Source organism: Micromonospora sp. WMMD1128 (genome assembly GCF_027497235.1).
Classification (GTDB): domain Bacteria; phylum Actinomycetota; class Actinomycetes; order Mycobacteriales; family Micromonosporaceae; genus Micromonospora.
On the sequence record NZ_CP114902.1, the window covers coordinates 2,785,251 to 2,803,290 of the forward strand.

The window sequence follows — 18,040 nt, forward strand, 5'->3', positions numbered from 1 at the left end:
CCCTGTCTCTCCTCCCGGCTTGATCGGGAAGGTTCACATGGAGGGTTTCCTCGTCGCGCTGGTGGTCAGCTTCGGCGTCATCTTCGTCGCCGAGCTGGGGGACAAGTCCCAGCTCATGGCCCTGACGTTCGCCACGCGCTTTCGCCCGGTGCCGGTGCTCATCGGCATCACCGTCGCCACCGCCGTCGTCCACCTGGCCTCGGTGGCCATCGGGGTCGGCCTCAACGCGGCCCTGCCCACGGGCTGGATCTCGCTCATCGCCGGCCTGGCGTTCCTCGGCTTCGGCGCCTGGACGCTCCGCGGCGACAAGCTGACCGAGGAGGAGAAGCGCAAGGCCGAACGCAGCACCAGGTCGGCGATCGTCGCGGTCGGTGTCGCGTTCTTCCTGGCCGAGTTGGGCGACAAGACCATGCTCGCGACAATCACGCTCGCCACCAAGTACGGCTGGTTCGGCACCTGGCTCGGCTCGACGCTCGGCATGGTCGCGGCGGACGCGCTGGCGATCCTGGTCGGCCGGATGCTCGGCCGGCACCTGCCGGAGCGGGCCATCCGCTACGGCGCGGCCGTGCTCTTCGCCATCTGCGGTCTCTGGCTGATCTTCGAGGCGATCCGGGAGTTGAGCTGATTCCGGCTCGGATGATCGGGAACGACCTCGGTGGGTAAGTACCCGTGGTGATGTGAAGATCGGACGACCGGGAGGTTCCGCGCATGAGCAGGCATGACGAGCCCAACGAGTACGGCTTCGCCGGGGGCGCCACGGCGCCGGAGCCGCCGGCCGGCGGTCGTGCGGACGAGCAGGACCGCGCCGAGCAGGTCGCGGTGCCGGGGGACGACCTGACCGAGCCGGTTACCGACGCGTTGGAGGAGACCGAGGACGGCGACGGGGCCCGTCGCGCCGGGCGGCGCTGAACCGCCCGTGACGCCGGCCGTCGTGCCCCGAAGCCCGGGGGACGGCGGCCGGCGTCACGCAGGTCAGGCCGGCCGCTCCTGGTAGACGTCCGGGATGCCGTCGCCGTCGGCGTCCCGGCTCTCCCGCTCACTGATCCGCCGGTAGACCCGGTTGCGGCGGATCAGCACCGCCGCGGCCAGGACGGCGGAGATCAGCGAGCCGAGCAGCACCGCCACCTTGACGCCGTCCTCCTCCGGGCTGCCCGCGCCGAACGCCAGCTCGCCGATGAGCAACGACACCGTGAAGCCGATGCCGGCCAGCAGCGCCAAGCCGAGCAGGTCCGTCCAGGTGATCTCGTCGTCCAGCTCGGCCCGGGTGAACCGGGCGAGCAGGTACGCCGACCCGAACACGCCGACGACCTTGCCCAGCACGAGCCCGGCGGTCACGGCGAGCACCACCGGGCTGGTGAGGACGTCGCCCAGGTCCACGCCGACGAGGGTCACGCCGGCGGCGAAGAACGCGAACACCGGTACGGCGAGGCCGGCGGAGATCGGCCGCCAGCGGTGCTCCAGCCGCTCGGCGAGTCCGGGCTCGCCCCGGCGGTTGCGGAGCACCGGCACGGTGAAGCCGAGCAGCACGCCGGCGACCGTGGCGTGCACCCCGGAGGCGTGCACGAGTGCCCAGGCGGTCACCGCGAGCGGGATCAGCGCCCACCACCACGTGCGCCGCCGCTGCACCAGCAGCGCGAACACGGCGATCGGCAGGAGCGCGCCGAGCAGCGGCAGGGGGTGGAAGTCGGCGGTGTAGAACACCGCGATGACGGTGATGGCGAAGAGGTCGTCGACCACCGCCAGGGTGAGCAGGAAGGCCCGTAGCCCCTGCGGCAGGTGCGAGCTGACGACGGCGAGCACGGCGAGCGCGAAGGCGATGTCGGTGGCGGTGGGGATCGCCCAGCCGCGTAGTCCGGAGCCGCCGGCGCCCGCGGTGACCGCCAGGTAGATCAGCGCCGGCGCCACCATGCCGCCGAGCGCGGCCACCACCGGCAACGCGGCCCGTCGGGGGTCGCGCAGGTCACCGGCGACGAACTCGCGCTTGAGTTCGAGGCCGACCACGAAGAAGAAGATCGCCAGCAGCCCGTCGGCGGCCCAGGTGCCGAGGCTGAGGTCGAGGTGCAGCGGCTCGCCGCCGGGCCAGGGCACCAGGCGGCCCAGCTCCGCGTACGCCGAGCGCCACGGCGAGTTGGCCCAGATCAGGCCGAGGACCGCGCCGAGCAGCAGCAACCCGCCGCCGACCGTTTCGGTGCGCAGCACGTCGGCCAGGAAGCGGGCCTCCGGCCAGGAGCGGCGGGACAGCAGGCGGATCGGGGGCGGGGTGTGCTGGGGCATGCGGCATCCGTTCGGGAGCAGGGGTCGACGACGTGGACGCCGACCAGGCTTCCCGGCACACCGAGATCAACCGTACCGGCTGCTCCCGGCGGCGGCGAGCGGAGCCGGTGGGACGCACCTCTCATCATCGGGGCGTGGCGGTGCCACCGGCCGGCGGCTCACCGTTGGCCGGGCAACGCCGGCAGGGAGGCGCCGCTCTCGCAGAACACCGCCAACCGCTTGATCAGCTCGTCCGGGTCGGCGTGCGGGTCCAGCCCGCGCACCTCCTCCGGGTCGAGCGGGGGCACCGGGACGTGGGAGATCAGCGGGTGCAGCGGGCGGGTGTCCGACTCGTCGGCGCCGAAGAGGTGCTCGTGCAGCTTCTCGCCCGGCCGCAGCCCGGTGTAGACGATGTCCACCGGGTGGTCGGCCTCGGCGGCGAGCCGGCGTGCCACGTCGGCGATCCGGATCGGCTCACCCATGTCGAGCACCAGCGCCTCGCCGCCGCGACCGATCGTGGCGGCCTGGAGGACCAGGTGCACGGCCTCCTGCACGGTCATGAAGTAGCGGGTGACGTCCGGGTGGGTGACGGTGATCGGCACGCCGGCGCGGATCTGCGCCTGGAACGCGGTGAGCACCGAGCCGCGGCTGCTGAGCACGTTGCCGAACCGCACGCTGAGGTAGGTGCCGCCCAGCCGCTGCGCCTGGTGGGCGGTGAGCCGTTCGGTGATCCGCTTGGTGTAGCCGAGCACGCTCGTCGGGTTGGCCGCCTTGTCGGTGGAGATGTTGACGAACTCGGCCACGTCCCGGCATGCCTCCAGCACGTTGAGGGTGCCCCGGATGTTGGTCTGGATGGCCTCGCCGGGGTGCCGCTGGAGCATGGTCAGGTGCTTCAGCGCGGCCGCGTGGAACACCACGTCGGGCTGCCGGTCGGCGATGACCCGGGCGATGCCCTCGGCGTCGCGGATGTCGGCCAGGATCAGTTCGGGGCCGTCCAGCAGCGCCCGGCCGTGCAGCGACATCTGGAGCGCGTGCAGCGCCGACTCGTCCCGGTCGAGCATCATCAGCTCGTCCGGCTCGCACCTGGCGATCTGCCGGCACAGCTCCGAGCCGATCGAGCCGCCCGCGCCGGTGACGAGCACCCGGCGCCCGGCCAGCCCGCCGCGTTCGACGGTCAGCTCGGCCACCCGGTGGGCGCGGCCGAGCAGGTCGGTGAGCTGGAGGTCGCGTACGTCGGTGGCGGCGACCGGACGGTCGAGCAGCTCGCGCACCGGGGGCAGGACCTTGAACGCGGCCCCGGCCTCCAGCGTGCGGGCACGCACGTCGCGCAGCAGCCGTGGGTCCGAGCCGCTCATCGAGAAGATGACGGTACGGGCGCCGGTGGCGCGGATCACGGTGCCGAGCTGTTCCCGTCCGCCCAGCACGCGGAGCCCTTCCAGTCGGAGGCCGCGGCTGTCCGGGGCGTCGTCGAGCAGGCCCACCGGCCGGTAGTTGCTGTCCGGGTCGTGCAGCAGGGCCCGCACCAGTCGTTCGCTGGCCTCGTCCACGCCGTAGACCAGGCACCGGTCGGCGTTCCGTGGGGCCGGGTGGCGCCGGTCGGCGTGCGCCCGCCACAGTCCGCGGCCGGCCGCCATCACGACGAGCGCGACGGCGCCGCCGACAAGTGGCGTGGTCGCCGGGACCGGCCGCTGGGTCCAGGGGAGCACGGCGGCGAGGGTGACGACGGCGGCGATCCCGACGGTGGCGGCCAGCCCGCGGGCGTCGCCGGCGCTGCCGATCGGGTAGCGGCCGTAGACGCGGGACCGCAGGAAGGTGAGGAACGCGTAGAGCGCGGCGCAGGCGAGCGCCACGCCGAGGGTGCGGGCGCTGCGGGCGCCGGTCAGCTCGAACTCGTACCGGGTCCAGGCGGCGCCGAAGAATCCGCCGCACCACGCGGCCGTATCGAGCGTTAACAGGGAGAGGGTGGCGGCGCGGTGGGTGGTTCGGCTGCGGGGTCGCGCGGCGTATTCGTCGCCGGTGGCTTCACGATCCATGGGTTGCCCTCTGTAGTCCATCCGTAATGGGCTGATTTACGTACTCGGTGCATGTCTGGTCGTTTATATTCATCCGGTCACCTCAGGCGGTGAATGGGTGATTCGATCCTGGCATGGCTACTGGGGCTTTTAGGGGGCTTTCGTGCAGTTTCATCGGCAGACCGGCGTGTCGCGAGGGGGAGCCTGATGGATGTCTTCGGCTACCTGCGCCTGGTCCGACGCCACTGGTGGATCGTCCTGGTCACGGTGATGCTGACCGTGGGCGGCGCCGCCCTGGTGACGGTCCGCACCACGCCCCGTTACCAAGCCTCGGTGACGTTCTTCGTCAACACGCCGAGCCAGGGCGTCACCGCCGCCTACCAGGGCAGCCTCTTCCTCCAGCAACGGGTGAAGTCCTACGCCGACCTGCTCACCAGTGACCGGCTGGCGCAGAGCGTGGTCGCCGACGCCCCGCTCGGGCTCACCGCGGACCAGGTCCGCGGCCGGATCGCCACCTCCACCAAGCCGGACACCGTGCTGCTCACCGCCACCGTCACCGACACCGACCAGAACCGGGCGCTCAAGACCATCGAGGCGCTCTCGGCCAAGTTCACCGACCTGGTCAAGAAGGTGGAGACCCCGGGGGACAACGAGCCGTCACCGATCAAGATCGAGGTGGTGAGCGGACCGCGGGTGACGTCCAGCCCGGTCTCGCCCAAACCCGTGCGCAACCTGATCCTGGGCGGGCTGCTCGGCCTGCTGGCGGGTGCCGCGCTGGCGGTGCTGCGTGGCCTGGCCGACGTCCGGATGCGGGACGCCGCCGCGCTCCAGCGGGTGACCGGCAGCCCGCTGCTGGGTGAGATCCCGTTCGAGCCGTCCGCGCGGATGGCGCCGCTGATCGTCGGTGAGGCGGCCACCTCGGCGCGCGCCGAGGCGGTCCGCAAGCTGCGGACCAACCTGCGCTTCGTGGACGTGCACGAGCCGGCCCGAGTCATCGCGGTCACCAGCGCGCTCCAGGGCGAGGGGAAGACCACGATGGCGTGCAACACGGCCATCGCGCTGGCCGAGGCGGGCTGGCGGGTCCTGCTCATCGACGCCGACCTGCGCCGCCCCAAGGCCGCCGACTATCTCGGGCTCGACGGCGGGGTCGGCCTCACCGACGTGCTGGTCGGCGACGTCCAGGTCGGTGACGTGGTGCAGCGGTGGGGCGAGAAGTCCCTGCTGGTGCTGCCCAGCGGCGCCACCCCGCCGAACCCCAGCGAACTGCTCGGGTCCAAGGCGATGGCGGACCTGCTGGTGGCGCTGCGCGAGTCGGCGGACATCGTGATCATCGACACCGCGCCGCTGTTGGCGGTCACCGACGGCGTGGTGGTGGCGGTGCAGGCCGACGGCGCGCTCCTCGTCACCCAGCAGGGGCGGACCTCGCGCAGCCAGGTGGCGGCCGCGGCCCGGGCCCTCAGTTCGGTGTCGGTGCGCCTGCTCGGCTGCGTGCTCAACATGTCCAAGGTGGGCAAGGCGGACGCCTACCAGTACGAGACGTACAAGGTGGTCGTGCCCGCGCCGCCGGTGCCGACCGACCGGGCCGGGGCGACCCGGCGGGATGCGCAGGAGCCCAGGGGCGACCGGACGCAGGAACTCACCCGGCTGTCGCGATGAGCGTGAGCACGGGCCGGATCGACCGTTCGATCTCCTCGGCGCAGCGCCGGAAGTCGGCCGGCGACCCTCCGATCGGGTCCCGCAGGTCGTCCGCGCCGGGGGCGGCAGGTTGCAGCCGCCCCCGGGCGCGGACGGCCGCAGCCACGGCCGCCCGCAGCGGGGTGTCCCCGTCCGCGCGGGCGGGCGCCGCCGCGGCGGCGAGCCGGGCGAACTGGCGCAGCGTGAACGTGCGGCCCAGCGCGGCCGGCGCCAGCGCGGTGCAGGCCGAACGCTGCTGTCGGGTCGCGGTCAGCACCAGCGCGGCAGCGGTCAGGTGCTCCGGGCGCAACCGGCGGGTGCGGAACGCGGCGACGTCCGCGCCGGTCACCTCGACGGCGTACGGGTGCATGCCACCGCCGTCGACCGCGTCGGTGCCGGCGCTGGCGGCCACCACCGGGAGGTCGGCCAGCAGTCGGCGGGCGATGAACTCGGCCATCGGCGACCGGCACATGTTGGCCTGGCACACGAAGAGCAACCCGTCGCGCATTCGTACCCCTCTGGTCGGCGCGGCGGCCGGCAACGGTGCCGCGACGGCGTACGGCCGGCGGTCGCAGCCGGTCGGAGAGGGGTTGTCGGCATCGTACGCGGCGCGGACGCCGACGGCCCGGCGGGCCGCGCCGGGGGCGTGAGCATGAGAATCGGCATCCTGTCCTACCACTTTCCGCCGGAGCCGGCGTTCATCCCGGGCAGTCTCGCCGAGGAACTGGCCGCCCGTGGTCACGAGGTGCGGGTGCTGACCGGCTTTCCGGACTATCCCGGTGGCCAGGTCTACCCGGGCTGGCGGCAGCGGTGGCGGCACCAGACGCACAGCGAGCGGCTGACCGTCCGCCGGGTGCCCCGGTACGCCGGTGGCGACGCCTCACCCGGGGCGCGTGCGGCCGGCTGGCTCTCCTTCGCCGGCAGCGCGGCGCTCGTCGGCCGGCGCTACCTGAGAGACCTGGACGCGCTGTACGTCTTCCAGCTCCCCGCGGTGACCTTCGCCGCGGCCGGACTGCTCCGGCTGCTGGGCCGGGTGCCGACGGTGCTGCACGTGCAGGACGTGTGGACGGAGGAGGACCCGGCCCGGCCCGGCGGGCCGGGCGGGTGGACGCGGCGGTTGGACGCCGGTCTGCGCCGGCTGTACCAGGAGGCGGGCGTGGTCGCGGTCAGCGCGCCGTCGATGCGGGACCTGGTGCTCGCCGGTGGGGCCCGGCCGGACCGGGTGCGCACGGTGCTCAACTGGACCGACGAGCGCCTGTTCCGCCCCGCCGAACCCGGCCCGGTGGCCCGGCGGCTGGTCCGCCGGGACGGCAGGTGCGTGGTGATGCATGCCGGCACCATCGGCGTACGGCAGGGCCTGGAGACCGCCGTGCGCGCGGCGGCGGCGCTCGGTGACCGGACGGACCTGGTCCTGGTCGGCTCGGGCAGCGAGGAAGGGCGGGTGCGGGGGCTCGCCACCGAACTCGGCGCCGACAACGTCCGGTTCGTCGAGCGGCGCTCGGCGGCGGACATGCCGCAGCTGTACGCGGCTGCGGACTACCAGTTGGTCATGCAGCGCGACCTGCCGGAGTTGCGTGGCACCGTGCCGGGCAAGTTGCAGGCCGCGCTCTCCTGCGCCGCCCCGGTGGTCGTCTCGGCCGGCGGCGACACGGCGGAGCTGGTGGAGCGGGCCCGCGCCGGGTTGTCCTGCCCGCCCGGGGACTGGACCGCGCTCGCCGACCGGTTCTGGCTGGCCGCCGCGATCCCGCCGGCCGCCCGGGCTGACATGGGCCGCCGGGGCCGGGATGCCTACCTGCGACAGATGTCGCTGCGGGCCGGCGTCGAGCGGATCGAGGGCCTCCTGCGCGAGGTCGCCGTCCGACCGGGACGGAACGAATAAAACTCGCGGAAACCGTCTAGTTGACTCATACCCTAAAAACCGACAAACGCCCTCTTTTTCCTGCTACAAAGCAGTCAAACGTGCTCAACGCCCGATTCGCGTGTGGGGAGAGTGGTGTGACGCAAGCCGGTGTCTTGCCTCGCCGACGAGGGCGGGGACGCGCCCGGCGACGCCGTCGGGCGCGGATCCGCCGGATCCTGCTCGTCGGGCTCGTCGTCACCTCGGTGCTGCTGAGCGTGGGCGGTTGGGTCACGTTCCGGGGCTGGCAGGCCCGCGCGCACCTGGTGAACGCGGCCGGGTTGGCCAAGGACCTCAGCTCCCAGGTGCTGGCCGGCGACGTGGCGCGGGCCCAGCGGACCCTGTCCGCGTTGCAGGAGCAGGCCACCGCGGCCCGCGGGGCGACCGGCGGCGCGCTCTGGCGGCTCGGCCAGTGGGCCCCGTACGCCGGGGACGACCTGACCGCGGTTCGGCAGATCTCGGTGGCGGTGGACGACCTGGCCCGGCTCGCCTTTCCCGCCCTGCTCCGGCTGGACCTCACCTCGTTCGTGCCGAAACAGGGACGGCTCGACCTGGGCCGCCTGCGCGCGGTCTCGGCCGAGGTGTCCGCCGCCGACCGGGCGGTCCGGCAGACCGCGGACCGCCTGCGGGCGGTGCCGACCGGTGGCCTGGTGGCCCAGGTGCGGGACGCGGTCGCCGCTCTGCGCGAGGAACTGGACCGGTTGGGTGGCCTGACCTCGGCCGCCGACCGGGGCGTCCGGTTGCTGCCGCCGCTGCTCGGCGCCGACGGGCCGCGCAGCTATCTGGTCGTGTCGCAGAATCCGGCCGAGCTGCGCGCCACCGGTGGCATGTTCGGCGCGTACGCCGTGCTGCGCGCCGACGACGGCCGGATCCGGCTGGCGGGGCAGGGCTCCGCGACGGACCTCCGGTCCTTCGATCCGCCGCTCACGGTGTCCCCGGAGACGCGCCGACTCTGGTCCGACCTGCCGGGAATGTTCCCGGCGGACGTCAACCTCAGCCCGGACTTCCCGGCCGCCGCCGCGCTCTACCGCGAGATGGTGCGCCGCCGCACCGGTACCGCGGTGGACGGCGTGATGGCGGTGGACCCGGTGATGCTGTCGTACCTGCTCGCCGCCATCGGCCCGGTGGCCGTGCCGGACGGGCCGGAGCTGACCGGGAGCACCGCCGTGCGCACGCTGCTCAGCGACTCGTACCGGGACCTGGACGTGCGGGGACAGGACGACCTCTACGCGCGGGCCACCTCGGGCGTGTTCGACGCGCTGTTCACCAGAACGGTCGACCCAAAAAGGCTTTTATCCGTTATCGACCGCTCAATACGCGAACGTCGGATATTGTTCTGGAGTGTCCGATCCGAGGAGCAGCGCGTACTGGCCGGCAGCCGGCTGGCCGGACAGCTTCCGGAGAAGGACACGGTGCCGACGGTCGGCGTGTTCCTCAACGACGGCAGCGGCGCGAAGCTCGGCTACTACCTCAGGTTCTCGGCCACCCTGACGGTCGGCGAATGCCAGCCGGACGGACGCCGCGAACAGCGGTTGCGGGTCACGGTGCGCTCCACCGCCCCGCGGTCGGGCCTGACCAAGTCGGTCACGGGGCTCGCCCTGTCCGGCGACAAGTACACCGCCCGGACCTTCGTCTCGGTACACACGCCGAGCGGAGGCGCGATCCTGACCGGCCGGCTGGACGGCAAGGACATCGCGATGGGCAGCGGAACCGACGGCCGCCGCCAGGTCGCGCTCGCGAACGTGGAGGTGGGGCCGGGGCAGACCCGGGCGCTCGACGTCACGCTGCTCACCGGCCAGAACGGCTCGGGCACGGCCGAGCTGGTGCTCACTCCCACCGTCACCCCGTGGACCACCCAGATAGTCAACGCACCCAGATGTGAACAGTAGGAGGGAAACCATCATGCGGCTATCCCGCATCATCATGGCGCTCACGGTGGGCCTGGCCGTCGCGGCTGCGCCGACCGCGGCCGGGGCGGCACAGCCGCAGCCACCGGTCTACCCGCCCGCACAGCCGTCACTGACCCTGGTCGACCCGACCATCTTCCTCGGCGAGACCTTCACCCTGGTCGGCACGGGCTTCGGGCCGAACGAGACGGTGTCGATCGACGTCGCCATCACCGGACTGCCGGCCGCCGCGCCGGCCGAGGGGACCGCGCGGCGCAGCGACGGCAGCACGGTGGCGATGGCCGCGGTGGCGTACACGCCGAACCGTGCCGCGCCGCAGCCGGCGCCGACGCACTTCACCGTGCAGGCCGACGCGAACGGCAGCTTCCGCGTCACGTACCGGCCGACCCGCGTCGGCCGCTACACCTTCACCGCCACCGGTCAGACGACGGGCCGGACCGCCAGCACGACCGGCACGGTCCTTCCGGTCCGGCCGACCCACAAGCCGCGTCCGCCGCACCACGGCGGGCACCTGCCCGTCACGGGCGGCGACATCGGTACGCCGCTGAAGCTCGGTGGCGGCCTGGCCGCGGCCGGCGCGGTGCTGCTGCTGGGCTCGCTGGCCTGGCGTCGCCGCCGCCTCGGCTGACCGAGGCGCCCCGGGGCGAACCCCGGGCGAGCCGTGAGGTGCCCGCCGGACGAAGGTCCGGCGGGCACCCGCGTGTCCGGGGTACGCGCCAGAATGGCGAGGTGGACACGACGACACCGTGGACGGACCCGACCGGTCTGCTCACGCTGCCCGGCGGCGCCACCGTGCGGGGGCGTCGGATCGCCGCACCGGCCTCGCCCGCCGACTTCGCGCTGGTGCTGGCACCCGCACCCGACCCGGCCTGGCCGGCCCGGCGGATCCGCTGGCCCGACTTCTGGGTGCCGCTGGAACGGGCCGACGCCCTCGACGCGCTGCGCGAGGCGTGGCGGCGCGCGTACGCGGGCCAGCGGGTCGAGGCGGCCTGCCGCGGCGGCGTCGGGCGGACCGGCACCGCGCTCGCCGCCCTGGCCGTCCTGGACGGGCTCGACCCCGGCCGGGCGGTGGCGTGGGTGCGCGCCCACTACCACCCGCGTGCGGTGGAGACGCCGTGGCAGCGGTGGTGGCTGCGCGGGGTCCGCTGACGCCGCTCGCCCGGCCACGGCGCGGGGCCGGCGTGTCGGCGCAGCGTCACCGGCCCGGTGAGGCGCCGGCCCGGAGGCCGCGCTCGGTAAGGTGCCTCTTCGTGAGAGCTCGGGTCCTGGCCGCCGTCCCCGCCGTCACCCTGCTCGTCGCCGCGGCGCCCGCTCCGGCTGCGCCCGCTCCGGCGGCGAGTGCGGCGCCTGCTCCGGCGGCGAGTGCGGCGCCTGCTCCGGCGGCCACGGCCCCCGCGGCCACGGCCCCCTGCCCGCGCCTACCCGCCCCGAAGGTGTCCCGACCACCGCGCCCCATCCCGCCGGCGTCGGTGCCGGAGCAGCAGGTCGTGGGCGGTGCGGCACTGGCCGGGCCGGGCCTGGTCACCCCGCCGGGCAGTCCGGCGCCGCCGGCGGTCACCGCCACCAGTTGGCTGGTCGCCGACCTGGACAGCGGCGCCGTGCTCGGTGGATGCGGCCCGCACGCGTACGGCACGCCGGCGAGCACGCAGAAGCTGCTGCTGGCCGCCACCATGCTGGGTCGGCTCGACCCGAAGCAGGTGGCCGTCGCCACCCGCGCCGACCTGGACATCGAACCGGGCAGCTCGGCCGTGGGGCTGCTGGTCGGCGGGCGCTACCCGGTCGAGACGCTCTGGCTGGGCCTGCTGCTCCAGTCCGGTAACGACGCGGCGAACATGCTGGCCCGGCTGGGCGCCGGCAGCGCCCGGGCCGGGGTGGCCGAGATGAACGCCGAGGCCCGTCGGCTGGGCGCGTTGCAGACCCGGGCCGTCACCCCCTCCGGGCTGGACGGTCCGGGGCAGTTCACCAGCGCGTACGACCTGGCACTGATCGCCCGGGCCTGTTTCGCCGACCCGACGTTCGGCCGCTACGCGTTGACCGAGCGGACCCAGATCCCGGCCCAGCCGGCGCTGAAGAAGGGCGGGTTCCAGATCCAGAACGAGAACCAGTTGATCTACCGCTATCCGGGGGCGCTCGGCGGCAAGACCGGTTTCACCGAGCTGGCCCGGCACAGCTACGTCGGCGCCGCCCAGCGTGGCGGCCGGCGGCTGGTGGTCACGCTGCTCGGCGCCGAGGCCCGGCCGGTACGCGGCTGGCAGCAGGGCGCGCAGCTGCTCGACTGGGGGTTCGGGCTGCCCCGGGACGCCTCCGTCGGCCGGCTCGTCGCACCGGGCGAGCTGGAGGCCGCGACGCCGGGGCCGGCGGAGAAGGCCGCCCCGGCCGCCGCCACCCCCCACCCCACGACCGAGCCGTGGCGGGGCCCGGCCGGGACCGCGCTGCGCCGGATGGCCGACGGGGACTGGCAACTCATCGTGCCCGCCGCCGGGCTCCTGGCCCTCGCCGTCGGCGGCGTGGTGGCGGTGCTCGCCGCCCGGCGGGGCCGGTCCCGCCGGCCCGGCCGTCGCCGCGCCTGACCGGCCCTCGGCCCGGCGCACGGTCCGGGCCGTGGCCGCGCCTGACCGGCCCTGGGTCCGGCGCACGGTCCGGTCACCGATCGGGGCCCGCCCGCGTGGACGCCCCCGGGGTGGGTATGCGCCGCGCATGGCGCACCCGGGACGCATCGTGGTGGTCTCCGCGGACATCGGCGCCGGACACGACCGGGCCGCCGACGAGCTGGCGGAGCGGCTGCGCGGCCGGGGCTTCGAGGTGGACCGGCTGAACCTCCTCCACCTCCTGCCCGCCCCGGTGCACCGCGTGGTGCGCGAAACCTACCGGGGGGTGCTGAACAGGTTCCCCTGGGGCTACCACCTGCTCTTCCGGCTCACCAGCCGGTCCCGTACCTCGGTGCGGGCCATCCGATTGCTGACACGCCCGTTCCGGGCCCGGATCCGCCGCCGCATCCCCCCGGACACGAGGGCGGTGGTGACCACCTACCCGTTCGCCAACCAGATCCTCGGGCCGCTGCGGCGTCGCGGGTGGCTCGGCGTCCCGGTCCTCACCTACGTGACCGATCTGGTGGTGCATCCGACCTGGCTCGCACCGGGAGTCGACGTGTACTGCACGGTGCGCCACGCCGAGCTGCGACACGACTGCGGGGGTGACGTCGCGGTGGTCCACCCGTTGGTGTCGAGGGCGTTCGCCGGCGCGGGCGGCCTCGACCGGTGGCAGGCCCGACAGCGCTTCGGCCTGCCGGCGGACGGCGTGTTCGCCCTGATCGTGGCCGGCTCGTGGGGCGCCGGCGAGGTGGCGGCCACGACCGCGGAGGTCGAATCGACCGGGGTCCGGCCGGTGGTGGTCTGCGGACGGAACCGGGCGCTGCGCCGGCGCCTGAGCGGCGCCGGTCGACACGTGCTGGGGTGGGTGGACGACATGCCGTCGCTGATGCGGGCCGTCGACGTGGTGGTGGAGAACGCCGGCGGGCTCACCTGCCAGGAGGCGCTCGCGGCCGGCGTACCGGTGGTCACCTACCGTCCCATTCCCGGGCACGGCCGGGCGAACGCCGCGATCCTGGCCCGCTCCGGCCTCACGCGCTGGGCCAGCACGCCCGAACAGCTCGGACCGGTGCTCGCGGCGGTGGTCGGCGCCGGCCGGCCCGCCCCGACGCGCGGCGGCCCGACGCCCGAGGATCCGGCGGGAGCGCGCGGCGGCGCGACGCCCGAGGATCCGGCGGGAGCGCGCGGCGGCGCGACGCCCGAGGATCCGGCGGGGTTGGTCGCCGAGGCCGCCCGGTCGGCCGCCCCCGCCGGACCGGCCGACCGGGGGCGACGGCCGTTGCTCGACCCGGTCGGTGACGCGGTGGCCGTCGTCGCCGCGCTGCTCCAGTCCTCGGGCGGCCTGCGGTGAGGGCCGCCACCCTCGCCCGGGCCGCGGCGGTGGCGCTGCCGGTGGTCCAGGCGGCGCCGGCGGTGACCGCGCTGCCGGCCCTGCGCCGGCGGCTGCTGCCCGGCCTGCACGGCCTCGGATCGCCCGATCGGGTCGCGCTGACCTTCGACGACGGCCCGGACCCGGAGTCGACGCCGTACTTCCTGGACATGCTCGCGGAGCACCGCGTCCGGGCCACGTTCTTCGTGCTCGGCGTGATGCTGCGCCGCCGGCCGGACCTGGGCCGCCGGCTGGTCGCCGCCGGCCACGATGTGGCCCTGCACGGGTGGAGGCACGACAATCTGCTGCGGCGCGGGCCGATCGGCACCGTCCGTGACCTGACCCGGGCGTACGACCTGGTCGCCGACGTGACCGGCCGGCCGCCGGCGTTCCTGCGCCCGCCGTACGGGGTACTCACCGGCGCGACGCTGGTGGCCGCCCGCCGGCTGCGTCTGCGTCCGGTGCTGTGGAGCTGCTGGGGGCGGGACTGGACCGCTACGGCGACCGCCGACACCGTCTCGCGCCGCGTGCTGGCCGGGCTGCACGGCGGCGGCACGGTCCTGCTGCACGACTCCTCCTGCGCCGCCGCTCCGGGCGCCTGGCGGGCCGCGCTCGCCGCCCTGCCCGGCCTGCTCGCGGAGTGCCGCCGGCGCGGGTGGCGCGTCGGGCCGCTCGCCACCCACCGGCTCGTCGCGCGCTGACCAGGGGAGTGGGGCATCGTACCCCGCGACACCGCGGTCGGGACGCGAATCCCCGAGCCGGCGACCCGTTCGGGTCGGCGTGGCTAGCGTGCGGGTCATGAGGACCTGGGGACCGTCCGTGGCGCTGGCCGCCGCCCTGCTCCTGCCCCTGTCGACGCCGGTGACGCCCGCCGTGGCGGCGCGGGCCGCCGCGCCGGCCCGCCGGCTGCCCGGCGGGGCGCCGCCGTGCCCGAACGTGCCGGCCCCGGCGACCCGCCCGCCGCAGGCCCCGCCGTCGCCCGATCCGGCCGCCCGATCGGTCGGCGGCGCCGCGCTGGACACCGCCGGTCTCGTCGTCCCGCCGGTGGCGACCGCGCCGCCGCCGGTGACCGCGATCTCGTGGCTGGTGGCGGACCTGGACACCGGTGCGGTGCTCGGCGGCTGTGGCCCGCACGAGTACGCGGCCCCGGCCAGCGTGCAGAAGCTGCTGCTGGCCGCCACCATGCTGCCCCGGCTGGACCCGAACCGGGAGGTCACCATGACCGCCGGGGACCTGGCGATCGAGCCGGGCAGCTCCGCGGTCGGGCTGGCCGAGGGCGGGCACTACCGGATCGAGACGATCTGGCTGGGCCTGCTGCTGAAGTCGGGCAACGAGGCGGCCAACGCGCTGGCCCGGCTCGGCGGCGGCCCGGACGGGCTGGCCGGGGGGATCCGGGCGATGAACGCCGAGGCCCACCGGCTCGGCGCCCGGCAGACGCACGCGGTCACCCCGTCCGGCCTGGACGGTCCCGGGCAGTTCACAAGCGCGTACGACCTGGCGTTGATCGCCCGCGCGTGCTTCGCCGATCCGGCGTTCCGCCGCTACACCGCCACCCGCACCGCGCAGGTGCCCGCCCAGCCGGCGCTGCGGGAGCGGGCCTTCCAGATCCAGAACGACAACATGCTGCTGGACCACTACCCGGGCGCGATCGGCGGCAAGACCGGCTTCACCGACGTGGCCCGGCACACGTACGTCGGCGCGGCGGAGCGCGGTGGGCGCCGGCTGGTGGTGACGCTGCTCGGCGCGGAGATCCCCACCCAACGCGGGTGGCAGCAGGGCGCGGCGCTGCTGGACTGGGGGTTCGGGCTGCCCCGGGACGCGGCGGTCGGGCGGCTGGTGGAACCCGGTGAGCTGGACCGGTCCGCGGCGCCCCCGGCCGGGGCGGCGTCGGCCCTGGCCGGGCACGCCGACCTGGGTGGCGGCGCGGCGGCCCCCGCCAAGCGGCCGGGCACGGGCCTGTCGATCGCGGTGGGCGCGGTGCTGGTGGCCGGGGGAGTGGTGCTGTTGGCGCGCCGTCGCCGGCACGCCGCGGCGGTGGCGTCGACAGGCACCGTCCTGCGGGGGGCGAAAATTCCGGAAGGTGACTGAAACGCCCGGTCCGGGCTAGCCGCCGGTCGGGCCCGCGGTGCTGTCCCGCACCACCAACTCGGTGGCCAACTCGATCCGAGGCGACTCGATCTCCTCGCCCTGCGCCAGGCGCAACACGGTACGGGCGGCGAGCCGCCCCATCTCCACGAGCGGCTGGCGCACCGTGGTCAGCGGCGGCGAGGCCCACCGGGCCTCCGGCAGGTCGTCGAAGCCGACCACGGAGACGTCGTCCGCGACCCGCAGGCCGCGCCGGCGTACCGCCTCGTAGACCCCGAACGCCATCTGGTCGCTTGCCGCGAAGATGGCGGTGGGCGGGTCGTCGAGGTCGAGCAGCGCGCTGCCGGCCGTGTAGCCGGCGGCGTGGTAGAAGTCGCCGGGGTGGACCAGCCGGTCGTCGGCCGGCACGCCGGCGGCGGCCAGCGCGGCCCGGTAGCCGTCCAGCCGGGCCCGGCTGCACAGCAGGTGCGGCGGGCCGGCGACGAAGCCGATCCGCTGGTGCCCCAGCTTCAGCAGGTGCTCGGTGGCGGACAGGCCGCCGGTCCAGTTGGTGGCGCCGATCGCCGGCACGTCCGTCCCGGCCACCCCGGCGTCCGGGTCGACCACCACCACCGGCACGTTGAGCCGGCGCAGTTGCGCCTGCACCGCCGGACTCAGGTGCGAGGTCACCACGATCACGCCGTCGGAGGCGCGGGCGCGCAGGTTGTGCAGCCACTGCCGGGTCGAGCTGGACTCGCGGTGGACGGCCGAGACGACCACACCCACCCCGGCGGCATGGCCGACGTCCTCCACCCCACGGATGATCTCCACCGCCCAGGGGCTGTCCAGGTCGTTGAAGACGAGGTCGACCAGGTCCGCCCGGCGCACCGTGCGGCTGCCCCGACGCCGGTAGCCGTGGTGCCGCAGCAGCTCCTCGACCCGTTCCCGGGTGTCCGGGGCGACGTCGGACCGCCCGTTGAGGACCCGCGACACGGTAGGCACGGAGACGCCCGCCTCCCGTGCGATCGCGGTGATGGTCACCCTGCGCTCGTCGTCCCCGCTCACCCGTGTTCCCTTCGCCGGCAGCCGGAACCGACCGGAAAGCCGTCCCGCCCCACCGACATCTTGCCGTACGGCGAGGGCTTGACGACAGATCGACCCGGTCCTAGCGTTCGCACAAGTTGCGGAAACCTTCCGGAAATGCGTCGACCGCCCCGCGTCGACGTGCCGCCGCCGACCGACGAGGAACCTCCAGGCGTGTTCACCGACCTGTCCGAGGCGGAACTCCGCCAGCACCGCAGCGACCTGCAAGAACCGCCGGATTTCGACGACTTCTGGGCCGAGACGCTGGCCGAGGCGCGCTCCTGCGGCGACCCGGTGGCGGCGACCCCGCTGTCCACCCCGTTGACCGGGGTGGACGTCTTCGACGTGACGTTCCCCGGGTTCGCCGGCCAGCCGGTCCGGGCCTGGCTACGGGTGCCCCGCGGCGCGTCCGAGCCGCTGCCGACCGTCGTGCAGTACGTGGGCTACGGCGGCGGACGCGGCCACCCGCTGGAGAACCTGCTCTGGTCGGCCGCCGGTTTCGCCCACCTCCAGATGGACACCCGTGGCCAGGGCTCGGGATGGAGCCGCGGCGACACGCCCGACATCGCGGCGGCCGGGCCGCAGGCCCCCGGGATGGCCACCCGGGGCGTGGAGGAACCGCGCCGCTACTACTACCGGCGTTTCCTCACCGACGCCGTCCGGGCCGTCGACGCCGTCCGCGAGCTGCCGGCCGTCGACCCGGCCCGGGTCGCCGTGCTCGGCCACAGCCAGGGTGGCGCCGCCGCGCTCGCCGCCGCCGCGCTGGCGACGCAGGTACGGGCGGCGGTGGTGCACGTGCCGTTCCTCTGCGACATCCCGCGCGCCGTGACGATCACCGACGCGGCCCCGTTCCGGGAGATCCGGGACTACCTGGCCGTGCACCGGGACCGGGAGGAACAGGTCCTGCGCACGCTCTCCTACGTCGACGGCGTCGCCTTCGCCCGGCGCGCCGCCGTGCCGGCCCGATTCTCCGTCGCGTTGATGGACGAGATCGTCCCGCCGTCCACGGTCTACGCCGCCTACCACGACTATCGCGGGGAGAAAGACCTGACGGTGTGGCGGTTCAACGGCCACGAGGCGGGCGGCATCGACGATGACGCCGCCGCGGTCGACTTCCTCCGCGCGACGCTGGAGGTGTAAGGCGGGGGCCCTTGTTAACAGACGTCTGTTAACAAGGGCCCCCGCCTCACCCC

The 18,040-nt window shown here is 74.8% G+C and carries 16 protein-coding genes; 12 read left to right on the top strand and 4 right to left on the bottom strand.

All coding sequences use genetic code 11. The features are described from left to right. Positions 1–37 precede the first annotated feature (37 nt). A complete protein-coding gene (locus tag O7602_RS12720) occupies positions 38–625 on the top strand; it encodes a TMEM165/GDT1 family protein (RefSeq protein ID WP_281590273.1) in 588 nt (195 codons plus the stop codon). Between the two features lie 83 nt (positions 626–708). Next, positions 709–909, top strand: coding sequence for a hypothetical protein (locus O7602_RS12725; RefSeq protein ID WP_281589044.1), 201 nt, complete (start codon positions 709–711; stop codon positions 907–909). A gap of 63 nt (positions 910–972) precedes the next feature. Here the strand turns inward: O7602_RS12725 and nhaA are convergent, their stop codons facing one another. Further along, positions 973–2,274 (bottom strand): Na+/H+ antiporter NhaA, encoded by a 1,302-nt coding sequence (gene nhaA / locus O7602_RS12730; protein ID WP_281589045.1) that lies wholly within the window; start codon positions 2,272–2,274, stop codon positions 973–975. Between the two features lie 158 nt (positions 2,275–2,432). After that, a complete protein-coding gene (locus O7602_RS12735; protein ID WP_281589046.1) occupies positions 2,433–4,286 on the bottom strand; it encodes a nucleoside-diphosphate sugar epimerase/dehydratase in 1,854 nt (617 codons plus the stop codon). 186 nt (positions 4,287–4,472) lie between these two features. Here O7602_RS12735 and O7602_RS12740 point away from each other — a divergent pair, with 186 nt between their 5' ends. Beyond that, positions 4,473–5,921, top strand: coding sequence for a polysaccharide biosynthesis tyrosine autokinase (locus tag O7602_RS12740; protein ID WP_281589048.1), 1,449 nt, complete (start codon positions 4,473–4,475; stop codon positions 5,919–5,921). Here the strand turns inward: O7602_RS12740 and O7602_RS12745 are convergent. After that, positions 5,902–6,447, bottom strand: a complete 546-nt coding sequence (locus tag O7602_RS12745) for a low molecular weight phosphatase family protein (protein ID WP_281589050.1) — start codon at positions 6,445–6,447, stop codon at positions 5,902–5,904. The genes O7602_RS12740 and O7602_RS12745 overlap by 20 nt on opposite strands. A 144-nt stretch (positions 6,448–6,591) precedes the next feature. Here O7602_RS12745 and O7602_RS12750 point away from each other — a divergent pair, with 144 nt between their 5' ends. From O7602_RS12750 to O7602_RS12785, 8 genes are all read left to right on the top strand, one after another. After that, positions 6,592–7,818, top strand: a complete 1,227-nt coding sequence (locus O7602_RS12750) for a glycosyltransferase family 4 protein (protein ID WP_281589052.1) — start codon at positions 6,592–6,594, stop codon at positions 7,816–7,818. A gap of 134 nt (positions 7,819–7,952) precedes the next feature. Then, positions 7,953–9,725, top strand: coding sequence for a DUF4012 domain-containing protein (locus O7602_RS12755; protein WP_281589054.1), 1,773 nt, complete (start codon positions 7,953–7,955; stop codon positions 9,723–9,725). 13 nt (positions 9,726–9,738) lie between these two features. Next, complete coding sequence (locus tag O7602_RS12760) at positions 9,739–10,371, top strand: hypothetical protein (RefSeq protein ID WP_281589055.1); 633 nt, start codon at positions 9,739–9,741, stop codon at positions 10,369–10,371. 101 nt (positions 10,372–10,472) lie between these two features. Then, on the top strand, positions 10,473–10,892 hold the full coding sequence (locus O7602_RS12765; RefSeq protein ID WP_281589057.1) for a protein phosphatase: 420 nt from the start codon (positions 10,473–10,475) through the stop codon (positions 10,890–10,892). Positions 10,893–10,993: 101 nt separating this feature from the next. Continuing rightward, positions 10,994–12,313 carry a serine hydrolase gene (locus O7602_RS12770; protein ID WP_281589059.1) on the top strand — a complete coding sequence of 440 codons (1,320 nt, stop codon included), beginning with the start codon at positions 10,994–10,996 and terminating at the stop codon, positions 12,311–12,313. A gap of 127 nt (positions 12,314–12,440) precedes the next feature. Then, a complete protein-coding gene (locus O7602_RS12775; protein WP_281589060.1) occupies positions 12,441–13,682 on the top strand; it encodes a glycosyltransferase in 1,242 nt (413 codons plus the stop codon). Then, on the top strand, positions 13,679–14,401 hold the full coding sequence (locus O7602_RS12780; protein WP_281589061.1) for a polysaccharide deacetylase family protein: 723 nt from the start codon (positions 13,679–13,681) through the stop codon (positions 14,399–14,401). Before O7602_RS12775 ends, O7602_RS12780 begins: the two co-directional genes overlap by 4 nt. Positions 14,402–14,498: 97 nt before the next feature. After that, entirely contained in the window at positions 14,499–15,788 is a 1,290-nt protein-coding gene (locus O7602_RS12785; RefSeq protein WP_281589062.1) for a serine hydrolase, read from the top strand. A gap of 15 nt (positions 15,789–15,803) precedes the next feature. Here O7602_RS12785 and O7602_RS12790 read toward each other — a convergent pair whose 3' ends face one another. Next, the gene (locus O7602_RS12790; protein WP_281589064.1) at positions 15,804–16,829 is read right to left on the bottom strand and encodes a substrate-binding domain-containing protein; all 1,026 of its coding nucleotides are present in this window, start codon (positions 16,827–16,829) and stop codon (positions 15,804–15,806) included. Between the two features lie 192 nt (positions 16,830–17,021). Between O7602_RS12790 and O7602_RS12795 the strand changes: the two genes are divergently transcribed. After that, the gene (locus O7602_RS12795; RefSeq protein ID WP_281590275.1) at positions 17,022–17,987 is read left to right on the top strand and encodes an acetylxylan esterase; all 966 of its coding nucleotides are present in this window, start codon (positions 17,022–17,024) and stop codon (positions 17,985–17,987) included. The last annotated feature ends 53 nt before the right edge of the window (positions 17,988–18,040 follow it).